This window comes from Aminobacterium sp. UBA4834 (genome assembly GCF_002400205.1).
GTDB classification, from domain to species: Bacteria; Synergistota; Synergistia; order Synergistales; family Aminobacteriaceae; genus Aminobacterium; species Aminobacterium mobile.
The window spans coordinates 43,496-58,394 of record NZ_DHFC01000017.1 but is presented as its reverse complement, the minus strand read 5'-3'; the positions used below and the strand labels follow the sequence as shown (position 1 = coordinate 58,394).

The window sequence follows — 14,899 nt, the reverse complement described above, 5'->3', positions numbered from 1 at the left end:
GATAAGGATAAACGCTTTAAAGAAAGTTTTGAATAACACCTCCTTTTACATTTTTCCTTACAAGTATACGGCTCTTCTGAAAGAGTATCAAGAATTGACTGCTTTTTATATCTAAAACTGAATTAATTCTTGCCAAACATAGATTTAGACGAAGAGCGTACCAAATATGCTATAGTAATAAAAGTACCTGAGAGGGGAGATGTTGGGGATGTTGTGGAAAAAGATATTTAATAATCAGGAAGAATTAATGACAGGAGAGGGAGGGGTTGCGGGGGGAAATATGGTAGGGGGGGATGTTACGGAAATGGATATTTGTACTCCTGTTGAGAATATCGATTTGGAATTGAATATTCACGTACATCTGAACGATGAGAATCAGGTTGGCCGTGCGGCTTTATTACTAGCTTCTACTACTACTCCGGAATCAGAAAACAGTCTCAAGAAAGAGCTGGCACAATATGGTTGGCGATCTGTTGCTACAGAAGTGGGGGGATTGGCAGGGGATTTGCCACAAAAAGTTACAAGGGCTTTAGTCGGAGCGTCATTAAATGCAGGGGTGGTTGAAAAATCCAGAAACGAAATGCATGCTCTTATGCACGCAGCAGTGGAAGCTCTGGAGGGCTTTATTACTGTAGGGATGCTTGAAGCCAGTGTGGGAGCGAAGATCGCGATAGTTCGTAACGATCGATGGATTGCTGTTGCAGTTATGGGAGATACTGCTTATCATGCAGTGGCTCATCATGAACGATGTGGGCTTGGAGTGATGCATATTTAAATCTCTGCTTGCATGTCTTTATTTCCTATGGTAAAGTTCGTATTTGTTCATGTAGAGAAATGTTTTTGGAGGTGCAACATAGATGAAAAAAGATATTCACCCTGAATATAAGGAATGTAAGGTTACCTGCGCTTGTGGAAATACCTTTGAAACTAGATCTACAGCTTCTGAAATCAGAGTTGGGGTATGTTCTGAGTGTCATCCTTTTTACACAGGTAAAAGAGGAAGCCGTGTTGCTTCCGAAGCTGGTCGTCTTGAGAGGTTCCGCAGGAAGTACGAAGGAATTAATTACGGTCAGCGAGAAGAAGGAAACGAGGAGTAGTAAGGGGGAGCACTGCTCCCCTTTTTTACATGACAGGAGTTGATGAATGTATGGCGTGTCAGGTAATTTTGCTCGGGCACACTCCTGATCCTGATCGTATTGTGGCAGCAGCGGCCCGTCTCTGTTATAGCGCTGTCCCAGCCTCTTCCATAATGGAGGAGCAAAATTCAGATTCTGTAGTATCTCTTATTACACATCTTCGAAAAAGCGGACATCTCTCGCCCTTGGAGCATGCTTCTTTTACATTCTCTTTAGACGGAATAAGTCGAGTGACGAGCCATCAGCTGGTTCGCCATCGCATTGCTAGTTACAGCCAAAGAAGTCAGCGTTATGTCTCTATGGTTGAACCTGATGTGGTCCTTCCACCAACTGTAGCAGCAGATAAAGAAGCGACCGATCTGTTTGTCCATCAGGTAGAAAGTGCGCATAATACCTATTTGGCACTTCTAAAGCGGGGTGTGCCGAAAGAAGATGCGCGATATATTTTACCCCATGGGTGGACTACCAGTTTGGTAATGACTATGAATGCCAGAGAGCTTTTACATTTCTTCTCTCTGCGGCTTTGCCGTCGTGCCCAGTGGGAAATCCAAGAGCTGGCAAGGAAAATGCTTATAGAGGTTCGTCAAGTATCTCCCGTTATTTTTGCTCTTGCTGGACCTTCCTGTGTTGTCAATGGGGTGTGCGGAGAAGCACGCCCATGTGGAAAACCTTTCCGTTCCGTGGAGGAACTTCTCGAGGAGGAATAAACAGTTGCATTCTGAAAAGGATTCCCGCCCGTCTCTTTCCGGGAAAGATTCTCGAATGCCAGTAGGGGGACAGGCGGTTATAGAGGGAGTCCTCATGCGTGGCCCCAAAATGTGGGGGCTTGCTGTTCGTCAGCATGATGGCTCTATTGCGAGAGAGCATTGGGACGCTGTGGCGCGATCAGCACTCTTCCCTTGGAAATTGCCTATTCTTCGAGGGCTCGTTGTTATGTTTGAGATGTTGAAGATAGGGATACGAGCTTTAAATCGATCAGCTCAAATAGCGTTAGGCGAAGATGATACTATTACCCCGTTGGAATTTGCTGGGTCGATTTTAGTAGCCCTGGCTGCAGTGATTGTTTTTTTCGTTGCCCTTCCTGTGTGGTTTGCTCATTGGACGAGCGAGGCGTGGAATTTATCTTCAGTCGTGCGCAATATTATTGAGGGGTTTGTTCGGGGGGGATTTTTTGTAGCCTATGTAGCGGCGATTGGGATGTGGGAGGACATCCGGCAAGTTTTTCGTTATCATGGGGCTGAACATAAAACTATTAATGCTTTCGAATCTGGGTTTCCCATGACGCCGGATAATGTTATGTCCTGTTCCAGAATTCACCCTCGGTGTGGCACATCTTTTCTCTTGATTGTAGTGATAGTGAGTATTATAGTTTTTTCAATAGCAGGGCATGGAAGTCTTTTCTGGAAGATTTTCATGAGAATTTTGTTGTTACCAGTAGTTGTGGGGCTTTCTTATGAGATCATTCGGGCAGCTTCTTCTGTAAAAACGTTTGGGAAGATCATCTTGTGGCCTGCTTTGTCTTTTCAGTATCTCACGACACGGGAGCCGTCTCGCGAACAGGTAGAAGTAGCGATAGCAGCGCTTGAAGAGGCTCTTGGCAGGGTGTTTGATGATTATTCCGGAGGTGAAAGAAATAATGAATTTGGAGAATAAACTTGAAGAGTTAGAGCAAGCATATGTAGAACTAGAACGCCAGATGGCAATTCCGGCGATAGCCGCTAATCTTAAAGAGATACAGCAGTTAGCCCGAAAACATGCTCATTTGGAGCCATCTGTTTTGAAGTATCGAGAGTATAAGAAGGTTCAAGAGGATATAGAAGGGGCTAAGTCACTGCTTCATTCAGGTGATGCGGAGATGGAGGACTTGGCTAAAGAAGAAATAAAAGAGAAAGAAGCTCTTCTTGAAGAAATACAGAAAGAGCTTCATGTGTTGTTATTGCCTGTGGATCCTAACGATGAGAAGAGCGTTATTATGGAAATACGGGGAGGAGCAGGGGGAGAAGAAGCAGCCCTTTTTGCGGCAGATCTTTTCCGAATGTACAGCCGTTTCTGTGAGCGAGAGGGATGGAAAATAGAGGTTATCCAATCGAATGAAACGGGTATTGGTGGCCTTAAAGAAATTATATTTAGAATAGATGGACATGGCGCTTATAGTAAATTGAAATTTGATAGAGGCGTTCATCGAGTACAGAGAGTGCCGGTTACAGAGGCTGGGGGGCGCATTCATACTTCAACAGCTACCGTAGCCGTGTTGCCGGAAGTTGAGGCTGTAGATGTAGAGATTCGCACAGAAGATTTGAAGATAGATACATATCGTTCAAGTGGAGCGGGTGGTCAGCATGTTAATATGACAGATTCAGCTGTTCGTATCACTCACCTGCCTACGGGAATTGTTGTGACATGCCAGGATGAGCGCTCTCAAATTAAAAACAGAGCTAAAGCCATGGCATATCTGCGAGCCAAATTGTATGATATGGAAGAAGAGAAACAGTCGGAAGAGCTTGCGGAAGAGCGTCGCGACCAGATTGGATCGGGAGATCGATCAGAACGGATTAGAACATATAACTTTCCGCAAAACCGTATTACAGATCATAGAATTGGTTTAACTTTATACAAGCTGGATCAGTATCTTGATGGGGATATATACGAAATGATTGATGCCCTAACAATGGCGGATCAAACGGAGAAGCTGAAAAGACTTGAAAGTGCATAAATCTTTCATAGGTTGCTCTCTTGAACAAACAAAAGAGAGTATTGTTGCGATTTTACAAGAAGCAGGCTTCCCCAATCCGCTTAACGAGACAGAATGGATTCTTTGTTCTTTGAAAAAAATAACCAGAGGAGAGCTCCTTGCCTGTGAACGGGAGATATTTATTTCAGAAGAAGAGGGGTTCCTATTAGAATCTATGGTGGATAGGAGACTCCAACATGAGCCATTGCAGTATATAATGGGATATGAGGGGTTTTGGGGGCGGGATTTTTTAGTAGGTGCGGGATGTCTTATTCCACGGCCAGAAACAGAGCTTCTTGTGGAAGAAGCTTTGAGTCTTTTTTCTGGAGGTTGCTTTTTAGATTGGGGGACAGGGAGTGGCTGTATTGCCGCTACTATCCTTCTGGAACGCCCCGATTCTCGGGGGATAGCTGCAGATGTAAGCCCGCAAGCCCTCTTTTGGGCTTGGAGAAATTTACGTAATTATCACGTCCTTCATCGATGTCTTTTATGGCATACTCAAATACCAGAAGATATTCCTATCTCTGAAGGGAGTTTGGATATAGTTATTAGTAATCCACCTTATATCCCAACTGCCATAATAGGTAATCTTATGGAAGAAGTGTCCCGATATGAGCCGAGAAATGCTCTGGATGGCGGTATTGACGGACTTTCTTTCTATTATATGTTGTTAGCCATAGCGCCTCAATGGCTTAAACGTGGAGGATTTGTAATTGTAGAGGTAGGGGATGACCAACAAGCAGAACATTTGGCCTCTTTGTCGGTAGATCATCTCCGTTTTTCTCACTTAAAGAAGGACCATAATGGTCTCTATCGCATCGCTGTTTGGTGTCGTGTATAATGACCCAGGTGATCTATGGGGATCATATATTATTTATTCCATTTCAGGATAGAGCTGAGGAGGAGATGTTGGTATGGAAAAAAGAGAGCTCGTGATCATCGGAGCTGGCCCTGCTGGTTTGACTTCCGCTATTTATGGTCGTAGGGCTGGGCTCGATGTGCTTCTTATCGAAAAAGGAGTTGCCGGTGGTCAGATTAATATCACAGCGGAAATTGAGAACTGGCCAGGAGTTGTTCATGCTTCCGGGCAGGAGCTTGGAAATATGTTCCGTGAACATGCTGAGAAATTTAACACAGAGTTCCGAGATGCCGAAGTTCAGAAGATCGAGGTTCGCGATGGAGCTAAAGTGGTAGTAACAGATAAAGGAGAAATAGAAGCCGAGGCGGTTATTTTTGCTACAGGTGCTTATTTCCGTCGGCTGGGCTGTGAGGGGGAGGCAGAGCGCATTGGGGCTGGTGTCAGTTATTGTGCCGTTTGCGACGGAGCCTTCTTTGAAGATCAGGTTATAGCTGTTGTAGGTGGTGGAAATACGGCGGTAGAGGAAGCAAATTATCTTACCACTTTTGCGTCTAAGGTTTACATTATCCATCGCCGTGACGAGTTCAGAGCGGATAGAGCTGCTATTGCCAGAACCTTGGCTAATCCTAAAATAGAGCCTATTTGGAACAGCGTTGTTGAAAAAATCGAAGGCGATGGCATGGTTGAAAATCTAGTGCTGAAGAACGTGAAGACAGGTAAAATTTCTGATCTTCCCGTAGCAGGGGTTTTCGTTTTTGTAGGCCAGGCTCCTCACGATGAGTGTATTCGTGGACTCGTAGAGGCCAAAAAAGGCGGTTGGATTGTAACCAACGACAACATGGAGACTTCTGTAGAGGGTATCTTTGCTGCCGGAGACGTTCGAGATAAGGGGCTCCGACAGGTAGTTACTGCTGCTGCTGATGGTGCTGTTGCGGCCATGACTGCATCTGCATATATTAATGAGCAGGTTCACCTTCGATCTACTCTTTTGGACCCTGAAAGAGTGGTGGCTTTCTTCTATTCGAGCATTGATGAAGCACAGGTCCGGCTCTCCAATGAAGTGGAAGAAATGAGTAAAAAGACAGGGAAAAAGGTTGCCCTGATAGACGGATACCGCAATGCCAGAATGGTAGGGAAACTAGCATTGGAGAAGATGCCCGTAGTCGTAGAACTGAAAAAAGGAGTCGTTGCTTCTAAGAAGGTTGTTTCTTCCGTTTCTGAAATCTCTGAACTCCTGAAATAGCCTCTTGTCCTTAGTAAAGGGAAGGTGGGTCTATCTGCCTTCCCTTTTATCTCATGGGGGGAGAAAAGAATGATAGTTACGGTTACGCTGAATCCCGCTGTAGATGAGGAGTTTGTCGTTTCGGAGTTTCGACCTGGCGGATGGTTCCGTTCCCGAAATGCTATTAGAACCCCCGGCGGCAAGGGGATTAACGTTTCCATGATGTTGGGACAACTTGGATACGAGTCAGCCGCTATGGGATTCCTTGCTGGTTTTAATGGTGCTTATATACGAGATGCATTGCGACGAGAGAGGCTCACTACGAATTTTGTGCACGTCAAGGGTGAGACTCGTACAAATGTTTATATTATTGATGAAACGGGACATGTAGAAACAGGCTTATCCGAACCCGGTCCTTATATTCCTGAAGAAGCTTATGATCGTTTCCTTCGAAATTTCGAGAGGATGCTTCAACGGACTCGACTCCTCGTTTTAGGGGGATCCTTACCTCATGGTATTCCTCAAGACGTTTATGGGGTTCTCATCCGCATGGCGAAAGAGTTTAATATCCCAACCATAGTAGATGCCGCTGGTCCTTCCCTACAGTCAGCTCTTGAGGCTGGACCTACAATAGCAAAAATTGATCATCGTTTTATGTCAAGAATGTCGGGAATATCCCTTACCTCTCTAGACAATATAATAGAGGTTGTTTCGAAACTTCATGACCAAGGGGTGGAATGGGCAGTTACATCGTATCATGTCTATGGAGACGTGTTTTTTACACCTCAGGGTATATATTTAGCAGTGTCCGATCGTCGTTCTATTCTCTCTCTCTTTGCGACAGCTGATGCTCTTATAACAGGTCTTATAGTTGGAGGGGAAGAAAGGATGGCTGTAGAGGATCGCATTCGATTCGCCATGGCATGTGCATGGGAAGATGCTATGCATGTAGAAAAAGGTTTTACAAGTCGAGAGGCTATTGAGGCATTGATGCCACGCGTTCAACTAGAGCGTCTTGAATAGGGAGGCAAATGCTATGCGAATCGGGGAACTTATGGATAGAGATCTTACCTCTGTAACTGAAAATACTACATTGCGAGAGGCCATTGAAATTCTGTCTCAACACAATCTCACAGGTTTGCCAGTTGTTGACGAGACAGGAATTCTGGTTGGATTTATTAGTGAGAAAGATATTATTAAAGCTTCTTTGCCAGGGTATTGTGATTATTTGTCAGGAGCAGCTTTTATTCCGGATTTTAACCAATTGAGCGAAAAACTCCGTCAAAAAGGGAACGAATTTGTAGGGAAATATATGACTCGAAAGGTCATCGCTTTTTCTGAAGATGATTCAGATCTTCATGTCGCCCTTTCTCTTATACAAAAAGGACTTAAAATGGCTCCAGTAGTGAGGAAGGATGGGTCTCTCTTAGGTTTTGTAAGTAGGGCTCATCTCATAGAATACATCATGAGAGAAGAACCTCAAGAATAAATCAAGAGTAAAAAGGATAAACCCTTTCCTCCAAACAGCCGACAAATATAAAATGAGGGGAGGAGTTTATAATGGTCATGAATAACAGCCGAAATGCTCAGATTAATCAATATCTAGTAACGCAAATTCAAACTGCCTCTAAAGAGCAGCTTCTCCTTATTACATATGATATTGGGATCAAAAACTGTAGAGCGGCAGAGTTAGCGTTGAGCAAAGGGGAACTAGAGGAAGCAAATTCTTGTGTTCTCAGGGCTCAAGAGGTTGTGAGGGAGCTTACTATAACGTTAGATGTAGATAAAGGCGGAGAAATAGCGGAGAATTTGCTGTCTTTATATGACTTTATGTATCGTCAATTAATAGAGGGTAATATGAAAAAAGCCCCCGATATTATCTCCCTCGTTCGGGGAATGTTAGAAGAGCTGCGAGATACATGGGAGCAGGCGATTGAGAAGATAGTGACTGAACGCAGTGAAGCAGCTTCTGTTGAAAACAAGCCCAGTTCAGGGCTTACAGCTGGGGGGTTTAATGTTGCCGGATAATCTCGAATCCAGACTTGTCGAGTTGCTGTCGTCAGAAATCTCCCTTTATCGTCAACTAGAAGAATATGTTGATGAAGAGTTGGATTGTGTTCAAAAAGGAGATATGGCGAAGCTTCTGGAGATTCTTCAGCAGAAACAAGGTGTGATTTCTAAGCAACAACTTCTTCAGGAACAATGGGAGCAGGTTGCGTTAGGGTTAGGCGTGACGGAAGGGCGTGAAGGGCCTGTTTTTTGGTCTGCTGTAGAGCACCATATGGAGTCGCAAGGCTTCCTTTCTCTTTCACATCTCATCGTTCAAATTCGAGAGCTAGTAACTTCTGTCTTAGCAAAAGAAGAGCATGTGCAAGCGCTATTGGAGGAACACATTTCAGAATTGCGAAAGGAAATGGGGCGCCTGAACAAGGGGAAAGCAGCTTTTCATGGCTACATGAAATCTGGCGGAGCTTTGTGAGGAAAGGCAATGTATGAAAAATAGGATTGGAATTCTTAGTGCGGCTCTGTTTTTAATCTTTTCTCTCTCTGTAAGAACGTTTGCAGCGGAAAATATGGAGAAAGAGATTAAATTGGGGCAGAAGGTAGCAGTTGAAGTGGAGAAGCGTTGGGAAAGGATTTCAGATCCTGCTAAAACTGCTCGTTTGTCCATGATTTTAGAAAAGCTTAAATTTCATATGACCCGTTCTCTTCCCTATGATGTTCGCATTATCCAGGAAAATTCGGTGAATGCCTTTAGTCTCCCTGGCGGAACTATTTATATGACTACCGGTATTCTTGATTTTTTACATAGCGATGCCGAAATTGCAGCTATTCTTGCCCATGAAATGATACATGCGGACCGTAGCCATGTTATGGTGCAAATGGCTCGTTCTCAACGTATCTCTGTTATTGCTCTTGCCCTTATTATTGCCACTGGCGGTCAAGCCGCACCTTCTCTTTTAGCGAGCATGGCCCAGATAGCTATAACAAACTCTTATAGCCGAGATTTAGAGCGCGAAGCAGATGTAGAAGGATTGCAAGCTCTCGTAAAGGCAGGATATCCGTCAGCAGCCATGTTAACAGTTATGGAAGGATTGGCGGAAGAGCAATTACGCCATCCATATGTAGATCCAGGGATTTTTATGGATCACCCTTACGTTGAAGAACGAGTTGCATATCTTACGCAGGAAATTCGAAAGAATGGTTGGCCTCTTGAACGTAAGAAGGCTCTTCATAAGCTTGTCGTCACTACTCAGGAGCAACGTGGAAGGATGGCGTTGCTTGTCGATGAATTCCAAGTATGGAGTGGCCCAGCTTGCCCGGAAGTAAAAGATTTTTTCCTGGAAGCAAAGCAAAAACTTGATATATCGTTTCAAATGGAATTGCCACCTTATGAATTGCAAGTTATTGAGTTGCCAGAGACGCATAACAAGGGATTGCGAATTGGGAATATGATCATTGCGTCTGAACCGTTACCAGAGGGAGTAGAATCTTTGGAGCTTTTTCGTTCTAATTTAGTTGAAATTCTATTAAAAGCAAAAAACGCTCACCCTATCGCAGATTACCTGCATTAAATTTTTGCGATTCTGTTGTTTTTCCCCCGAATCCTTTAGGTGATAGAATAACATAGATAGTTTTATATCCTCGAAAGGGGAGCTTTATATGTCCGTGTCACTTTATCGTCGTTACAGGCCAACACAATTTAATCAGATAGTTGGTCAGGTAGCTGCTGTTCATGTTATAACTCGAGCATTAGAGGAAAGGGTTGTAAGTCATGCATACCTTTTCTCGGGACCAAGAGGATGTGGTAAAACCACTTTAGCGCGTCTTCTTGCCAAATCCCTTAATTGTACTTCGCGAGGAGAAGGAGCAGAACCTTGCAATAGCTGCTCCAGTTGTGAGGCTATAAATAGAGGCGAAAGCTTAGATGTGATAGAAATTGATGGCGCCTCTAATAATAGCGTAGATGAAATCCGAGAGCTTAAAACTCATGTTTCCTTGTCCCCTTTTGCATCTTCTTACAAAGTGTATATCATTGACGAAGTTCATATGCTCTCTCTCTCGGCTTTTAATGCGTTGTTGAAAACGTTAGAGGAACCCCCTTCCCATGTGGTTTTTATTCTAGCTACAACTGAGCCTTACAAAGTCCCTATTACTATTCGTTCTCGATGTCAGCATATTCCTTTTAGAAAAATTGCCACAGGGGATATTGAGAAGCATCTTAAAGAAGTTGCGGTTAAAGAAGGTCGTCTAGCAGAGGAAGAAGCTCTTTGGGAAATAGCACGACAATCTGATGGGGCCTTGCGAGATGCGCTTTCTCTACTTGAACAAGTCATGGCTTTGACAGGGGAAGAAATAACAATGGAAGCTGTAGATCATCTCCTGGGAGGAGGAAGTCGCCCTGAATTAGAGAGGTGGATTTCTCGTCTTCATGACGGTGGCCCTGATGTCTTGGCGGATCTACAAAATATGTTCAGGAGAGGGGCTTCTCCATTTAAAGTGGTGGAAGATCTTTTCGTTGTTTTTCGAGATTTATGGATTACTGCAATGTGGGGAAAAGGAGCTTTAAAAATAATAGAGGGAGCTTCTGCTGAAACAGAGTTTCTCCAAAAAGAAGCTCGTTGTTGGAGCCCGGAAGAGCTGCTGTCTCTCATGGATTTTTGTGTGGGAGTTCTTCCGCAAGTACGGATGGGGATGCGGACCGATGTGTTGTCTGGGCTTTTCTTGAATAAGTTAATGTCTCTAGGCACTATCTCCCATAATACAACTATGGTGTCGGAAGAGAAAAAAACAACAAAAAACGACATTTTAAAGGGATTAAACGAGGAAGCTCCTCTCCCTTCAGCTTCTTTTACAATGTCAGTAGCTCCCAATATTCCAGCAAAAGAGGAAGCATTAGTTGTTTCTCTTGTAGAAGAAACCTCTGTAGCAAAGGTTTCGCCAGAAGTTCCGTGCGATTGCGAGTTGGAAAATAAATGGGAAGAAGTACTGACAAGACTCTTAGATAGCGAGATCCACCTTCATAGTGCATTGATACCTGCATCTGTTGTTTTTATGAATGAGGAGATACATATCTCTTTGCCGGAACAGTGCACTTATCTTTTTGAGTTGCTCACAATAGAGAGAAATTCTTTCCTATTGCAACGATTGATAGATGAAATCTTCAATGGGCATTTGTCTTTATCTTTTATATGTGGGGAAAAAATTATAAAACGTGAAGGGACAAACGAAGAAAAAATCGATAATGTACCAATAGGTCCTTTTTTTGATGGAAGAGAGTCCATTCCCCAACTCCCTTTTGACGATGTTCCAATGCCTCCTTCGCCTTCTCAGGAACTATCTGAGCAGGATGACGATCCGTTAGAGGAACAAACAGTTTTTTCAGGATTAGTGGAGGCGGTTCTTCGATTAGGAGGAGGAGAGGTTCTTTGGGTAAGGAAGGAAGAAGCAGATGAGTTGGATGGAGGATTGACAGAGGAATGACACGCCCCTTTGTACATTTACATGTTCATAGCGAGTATAGCCTTCTTGACGGTGCCATTCGTTGCGGAGAACTAGCAGAAAAGGTTGCTTCCTGGGGCATGCCAGCAGTAGCTCTCACTGACCATGGAACGATGTATGGTGCCGTTGAATTTTATGATAAGTGTTTAGCTGCTGGAATAAAACCTATTATTGGCTGCGAAGTGTACGTAGATCCTGATGGACATACGTCCAGAGAGAGGAAGGGCAAGAGTTTCCACCTCCTCCTCTTGGCAGAAAACCAGCAGGGGTACGATAATTTAGTTAAATTGGTTTCCATCGCCAATACAGATGGATTTTACTACAAGCCAAGAATCGACCACGATCTTCTCTCCCGTTACAGTAGCGGAATTATAGCGTCTTCGGCTTGTATTGCAGGTGAAATTCCTCAACTGATCTTGGAAGGGAAAGAAAAAGAAGCGCTAAGTCGAGCAGAAATGTATCGAGATATTATGGGAGCTGACAATTTCTTTCTTGAGATTATGTATAACCGAATTCCTGAGCAGGCCGTCATAAATAGAGCTTTAGTAGAGATGGCGCGGAAAAATGGCTTTAATTTAGTGGCTACTAATGATGCTCACTATTTAAATGAGGAAGATTATGATTGGCATGAGATTCTCTTATGTGTTCAGACGAACGCAACTATAAACGATCAAGATCGGATGAGTTTCTCCACTAATGATTTCTATCTTCGCTCGCCAGAAGAGATGGATAGGCTGCTCGGTGGAGATCTTCCTGACGCACTGGATAACACGGTAGCTATTGCAGAGCGATGTTCTGTACGTTTTGAATTAGGAACTCGAGATTACAAACTGCCAAGCTTTGACCTTCCTGAGGGTGAAACCCTTGAATCTAACTTGGAAAAAGAAGCATGGGCCGGTTTAAAAGAGCGCCTTAGCACGAACCTAGTTCCCGAAGAATATAGTGAACGACTTAAATACGAGCTTTCAATCATTAAAAAAATGGGATTTGCAGGATATTTTCTTATCGTTGCTGGAATTATAAGGGCAGCAAAGAATCTTGCCATTCCTATAGGCCCAGGCCGAGGGTCTGCTGCTGGTTCTCTTGTAGCTTATTGCTTGAGGATTACGGAATTGGATCCTTTAAAATATAACCTCCTCTTCGAACGCTTTTTAAACCCCGAACGAATCAGTATGCCCGATATTGATACTGACGTATCTGATAAAGGCCGAGAAGAATTGCTGCACTACATTGTGCAAAAATATGGAGCGGACAGAGTTTCACAGATCATTACATTTGACCGAATGAAAAGCAAGGCGGCTGTTCGAGACGTTGGAAGAGCGCTTGGCATGCCTTATGGCGATGTAGATAAAATAGCCAAACTTATACCGGAAGGCGTTAAAACCATACCAGAAGCCCTGGAACAGAGTTCAGATCTTCAAGAAGTTGTTCATAGCGATTTAGCGGTGAAGAGGTTACTTGATAGTGCCTCTAAAATAGAAGGACTTGCTCGCCACTGCTCACAACATGCCGCTGGAGTTGTTATTACGCCAATGCCTATTACTGATCTTGTCCCAGTTCGCAAAATTGGTGATGATCAGATAGTTACCCAATATCCCATGGAGCCCATAGAAAAGCTGGGGCTTGTAAAGATGGATTTTTTAGGATTGAAAACCCTGTCTGTTCTTGAGGAAGCAGTGGAAAATATCCGCCTCAATGGGAAACCAGCGCCAGATCTGAACCGTATCCCTCTCAATGATTCCGAGACATATTCCATGTTGCAAAGAGGCGACACTCTTGGGGTCTTTCAGCTTGAATCTACAGGAATGCGTCAGCTTCTTCGAAAGATGAAGCCGGACTGTTTTGAAGACCTGATAGCAGTATTGGCGCTCTATCGTCCGGGCCCGTTAGGTAGTGGCATGGTAGACCAATATGTAGAACGAAAGCATGGCCGGGCTTCTGTAGAGTATCTTCACCCAGCCTTATCTGAGGTGCTAAAAGAAACATATGGAGTTATCCTTTACCAGGAGCAGGTTATGCAGTGTGCAGCTAAGTTAGCAGGATACACTCTCGGTGAGGCCGACCTTTTAAGGCGCGCTATGGGGAAGAAAAAAGTAGAGGTTATGGAGCAGCAACGGATAAAATTTGTGGAGGGCTGTGCCCAACATGGAGTGGCCAAGAAAAAATCCGAAGAAATTTTCGATATTATTCAAGAGTTTGCCGGGTATGGTTTTAATAAATCTCATAGCGCTGCCTATGCTTTGATCAGCTACCAAACGGCGTATTTAAAATGTAACTATCGGTCTGAGTTTATGGCCGCCTATCTATCAAGCCAGATTGGTTCAAAGAAAGATGTTATGGCAAGCTACGTCCGTGAAGTTCGCAATTCGGGCATAGAAGTCCTTCCCCCAGACGTTAATTCGTCCATGGAATCATTTACCGCTGTAGGAGAAGTGGTCCGTTTTGGTCTAGGAGCTGTGGCTAAAGCGGGTCATACTGCGGTAGAGGCTATATTAAAAGCACGAGATAGCGGTAAGGCTTTTTCCTCTTTATGGGATTTTGTCTGTCGTGTGGATTTAAGAACGGTCAATAAGTCAGTTATTGAGAACCTCATTAAAGCCGGAGCTTTTGATAATCTTTCTCAGAATAGACACCAGTTGCTGGAAGCTCTGCCTGATTTCATTTCTTTGGCTCAAAGACAAAATGAAGAAAAGAATCAGTGTTCCCTTCTCAGTCTCTTTGACGATTGTGAGGATGGAGTAGAAGTTGAGCCAGAACTTCCGGATATAGAAGAATTCAGCATCTATGAACGGCTAGATATGGAAAAAGAAGTTGTGGGACTCTATATATCAGGGCATCCTTTTGCTCAATATGAACCTTTAGTTTCCCGATACTGTACGTGTCGGATCAGCGATTTGAAATATTGGAGAGGGAGGAATCAGTGTCCACAGATAGGTGGGATGATCCTCTCTGTTCAGGAAAAATATACCCGAAAGGGAGATCCTATGGGAATCTTGGAATTAGAAGATGCAGAGTCAAAGGTGGAGGTTATTTGTTTTCCTAAAACATGGGCTTCCATAAAAGGGAATATAGAGGCTGGAAATATTTGCATTATTCGTGGAACTCTTAACGAGCGGGGAGAAAACAGTGTTATAGCTCGAGATGTTGTTTCTCTTCAGGAAGCTCAGCAGGACGTGTCTCCCTATGTTCGTATTGTTCTTGAAGCATCTCTTTTCCCCATGGATGCGTTAAAAGGTTTCTTCCGGTCCCTCAAAAGTTTTCCGGGCCGCTCTCCAGTACTTCTTGAAGTCCGGAATGGGGTTGGTAGTGCTGTAATTCTTTTAGATGGAGTAAAAGTGGACGGTCCTAGTGTAAAAGAAAAGGGCTTTGCTCCCCTTCTGTCGGAAGAAGCTTATAAAGTGTGCTGTTAAAATTGGAAGAGAAGCGCTGTATTGTGAAAGGGGTCTGAA

The 14,899-nt window shown here is 43.8% G+C and carries 14 protein-coding genes; all 14 read left to right on the top strand.

Annotated features, from left to right (window positions below; genetic code table 11):
• Window positions 1–208 precede the first annotated feature (208 nt).
• The gene (locus B3L97_RS05935; RefSeq protein ID WP_024822462.1) at window positions 209–775 is read left to right on the top strand and encodes a HutP family protein; all 567 of its coding nucleotides are present in this window, start codon (window positions 209–211) and stop codon (window positions 773–775) included.
• Window positions 776–857: 82 nt separating this feature from the next.
• The gene (gene rpmE / locus B3L97_RS05930; protein ID WP_024822461.1) at window positions 858–1,097 is read left to right on the top strand and encodes a 50S ribosomal protein L31; all 240 of its coding nucleotides are present in this window, start codon (window positions 858–860) and stop codon (window positions 1,095–1,097) included.
• 50 nt (window positions 1,098–1,147) lie between these two features.
• Entirely contained in the window at window positions 1,148–1,843 is a 696-nt protein-coding gene (gene thyX / locus B3L97_RS05925) for an FAD-dependent thymidylate synthase (RefSeq protein WP_024822460.1), read from the top strand.
• A gap of 4 nt (window positions 1,844–1,847) precedes the next feature.
• A complete protein-coding gene (locus tag B3L97_RS05920) occupies window positions 1,848–2,789 on the top strand; it encodes a DUF1385 domain-containing protein (RefSeq protein WP_024822459.1) in 942 nt (313 codons plus the stop codon).
• Window positions 2,773–3,849, top strand: a complete 1,077-nt coding sequence (gene prfA / locus B3L97_RS05915; protein ID WP_024822458.1) for a peptide chain release factor 1 — start codon at window positions 2,773–2,775, stop codon at window positions 3,847–3,849. Before B3L97_RS05920 ends, prfA begins: the two co-directional genes overlap by 17 nt.
• On the top strand, window positions 3,842–4,708 hold the full coding sequence (prmC, locus tag B3L97_RS05910; protein ID WP_286934618.1) for a peptide chain release factor N(5)-glutamine methyltransferase: 867 nt from the start codon (window positions 3,842–3,844) through the stop codon (window positions 4,706–4,708). Before prfA ends, prmC begins: the two co-directional genes overlap by 8 nt.
• Before the next feature lie 73 nt (window positions 4,709–4,781).
• A complete protein-coding gene (trxB, locus tag B3L97_RS05905) occupies window positions 4,782–5,969 on the top strand; it encodes a thioredoxin-disulfide reductase (RefSeq protein WP_286846315.1) in 1,188 nt (395 codons plus the stop codon).
• 69 nt (window positions 5,970–6,038) lie between these two features.
• Window positions 6,039–6,971 (top strand): 1-phosphofructokinase family hexose kinase, encoded by a 933-nt coding sequence (locus B3L97_RS05900; protein WP_286934556.1) that lies wholly within the window; start codon window positions 6,039–6,041, stop codon window positions 6,969–6,971.
• A gap of 13 nt (window positions 6,972–6,984) precedes the next feature.
• The gene (locus tag B3L97_RS05895; RefSeq protein ID WP_286846314.1) at window positions 6,985–7,437 is read left to right on the top strand and encodes an HPP family protein; all 453 of its coding nucleotides are present in this window, start codon (window positions 6,985–6,987) and stop codon (window positions 7,435–7,437) included.
• A gap of 71 nt (window positions 7,438–7,508) precedes the next feature.
• Window positions 7,509–7,976 (top strand): flagellar export chaperone FliS, encoded by a 468-nt coding sequence (fliS, locus tag B3L97_RS05890; RefSeq protein WP_286934554.1) that lies wholly within the window; start codon window positions 7,509–7,511, stop codon window positions 7,974–7,976.
• Window positions 7,963–8,427 carry a flagellar export chaperone FlgN gene (gene flgN / locus B3L97_RS05885; protein WP_084043916.1) on the top strand — a complete coding sequence of 155 codons (465 nt, stop codon included), beginning with the start codon at window positions 7,963–7,965 and terminating at the stop codon, window positions 8,425–8,427. Before fliS ends, flgN begins: the two co-directional genes overlap by 14 nt.
• Before the next feature lie 13 nt (window positions 8,428–8,440).
• The gene (locus B3L97_RS05880) at window positions 8,441–9,523 is read left to right on the top strand and encodes a M48 family metalloprotease (RefSeq protein WP_024822451.1); all 1,083 of its coding nucleotides are present in this window, start codon (window positions 8,441–8,443) and stop codon (window positions 9,521–9,523) included.
• 88 nt (window positions 9,524–9,611) lie between these two features.
• On the top strand, window positions 9,612–11,432 hold the full coding sequence (gene dnaX / locus B3L97_RS05875; protein WP_286934551.1) for a DNA polymerase III subunit gamma/tau: 1,821 nt from the start codon (window positions 9,612–9,614) through the stop codon (window positions 11,430–11,432).
• Complete coding sequence (gene dnaE, locus B3L97_RS05870) at window positions 11,429–14,860, top strand: DNA polymerase III subunit alpha (RefSeq protein ID WP_286934548.1); 3,432 nt, start codon at window positions 11,429–11,431, stop codon at window positions 14,858–14,860. The genes dnaX and dnaE overlap by 4 nt, the downstream gene beginning before the upstream one ends.
• Window positions 14,861–14,899: the final 39 nt, after the last annotated feature.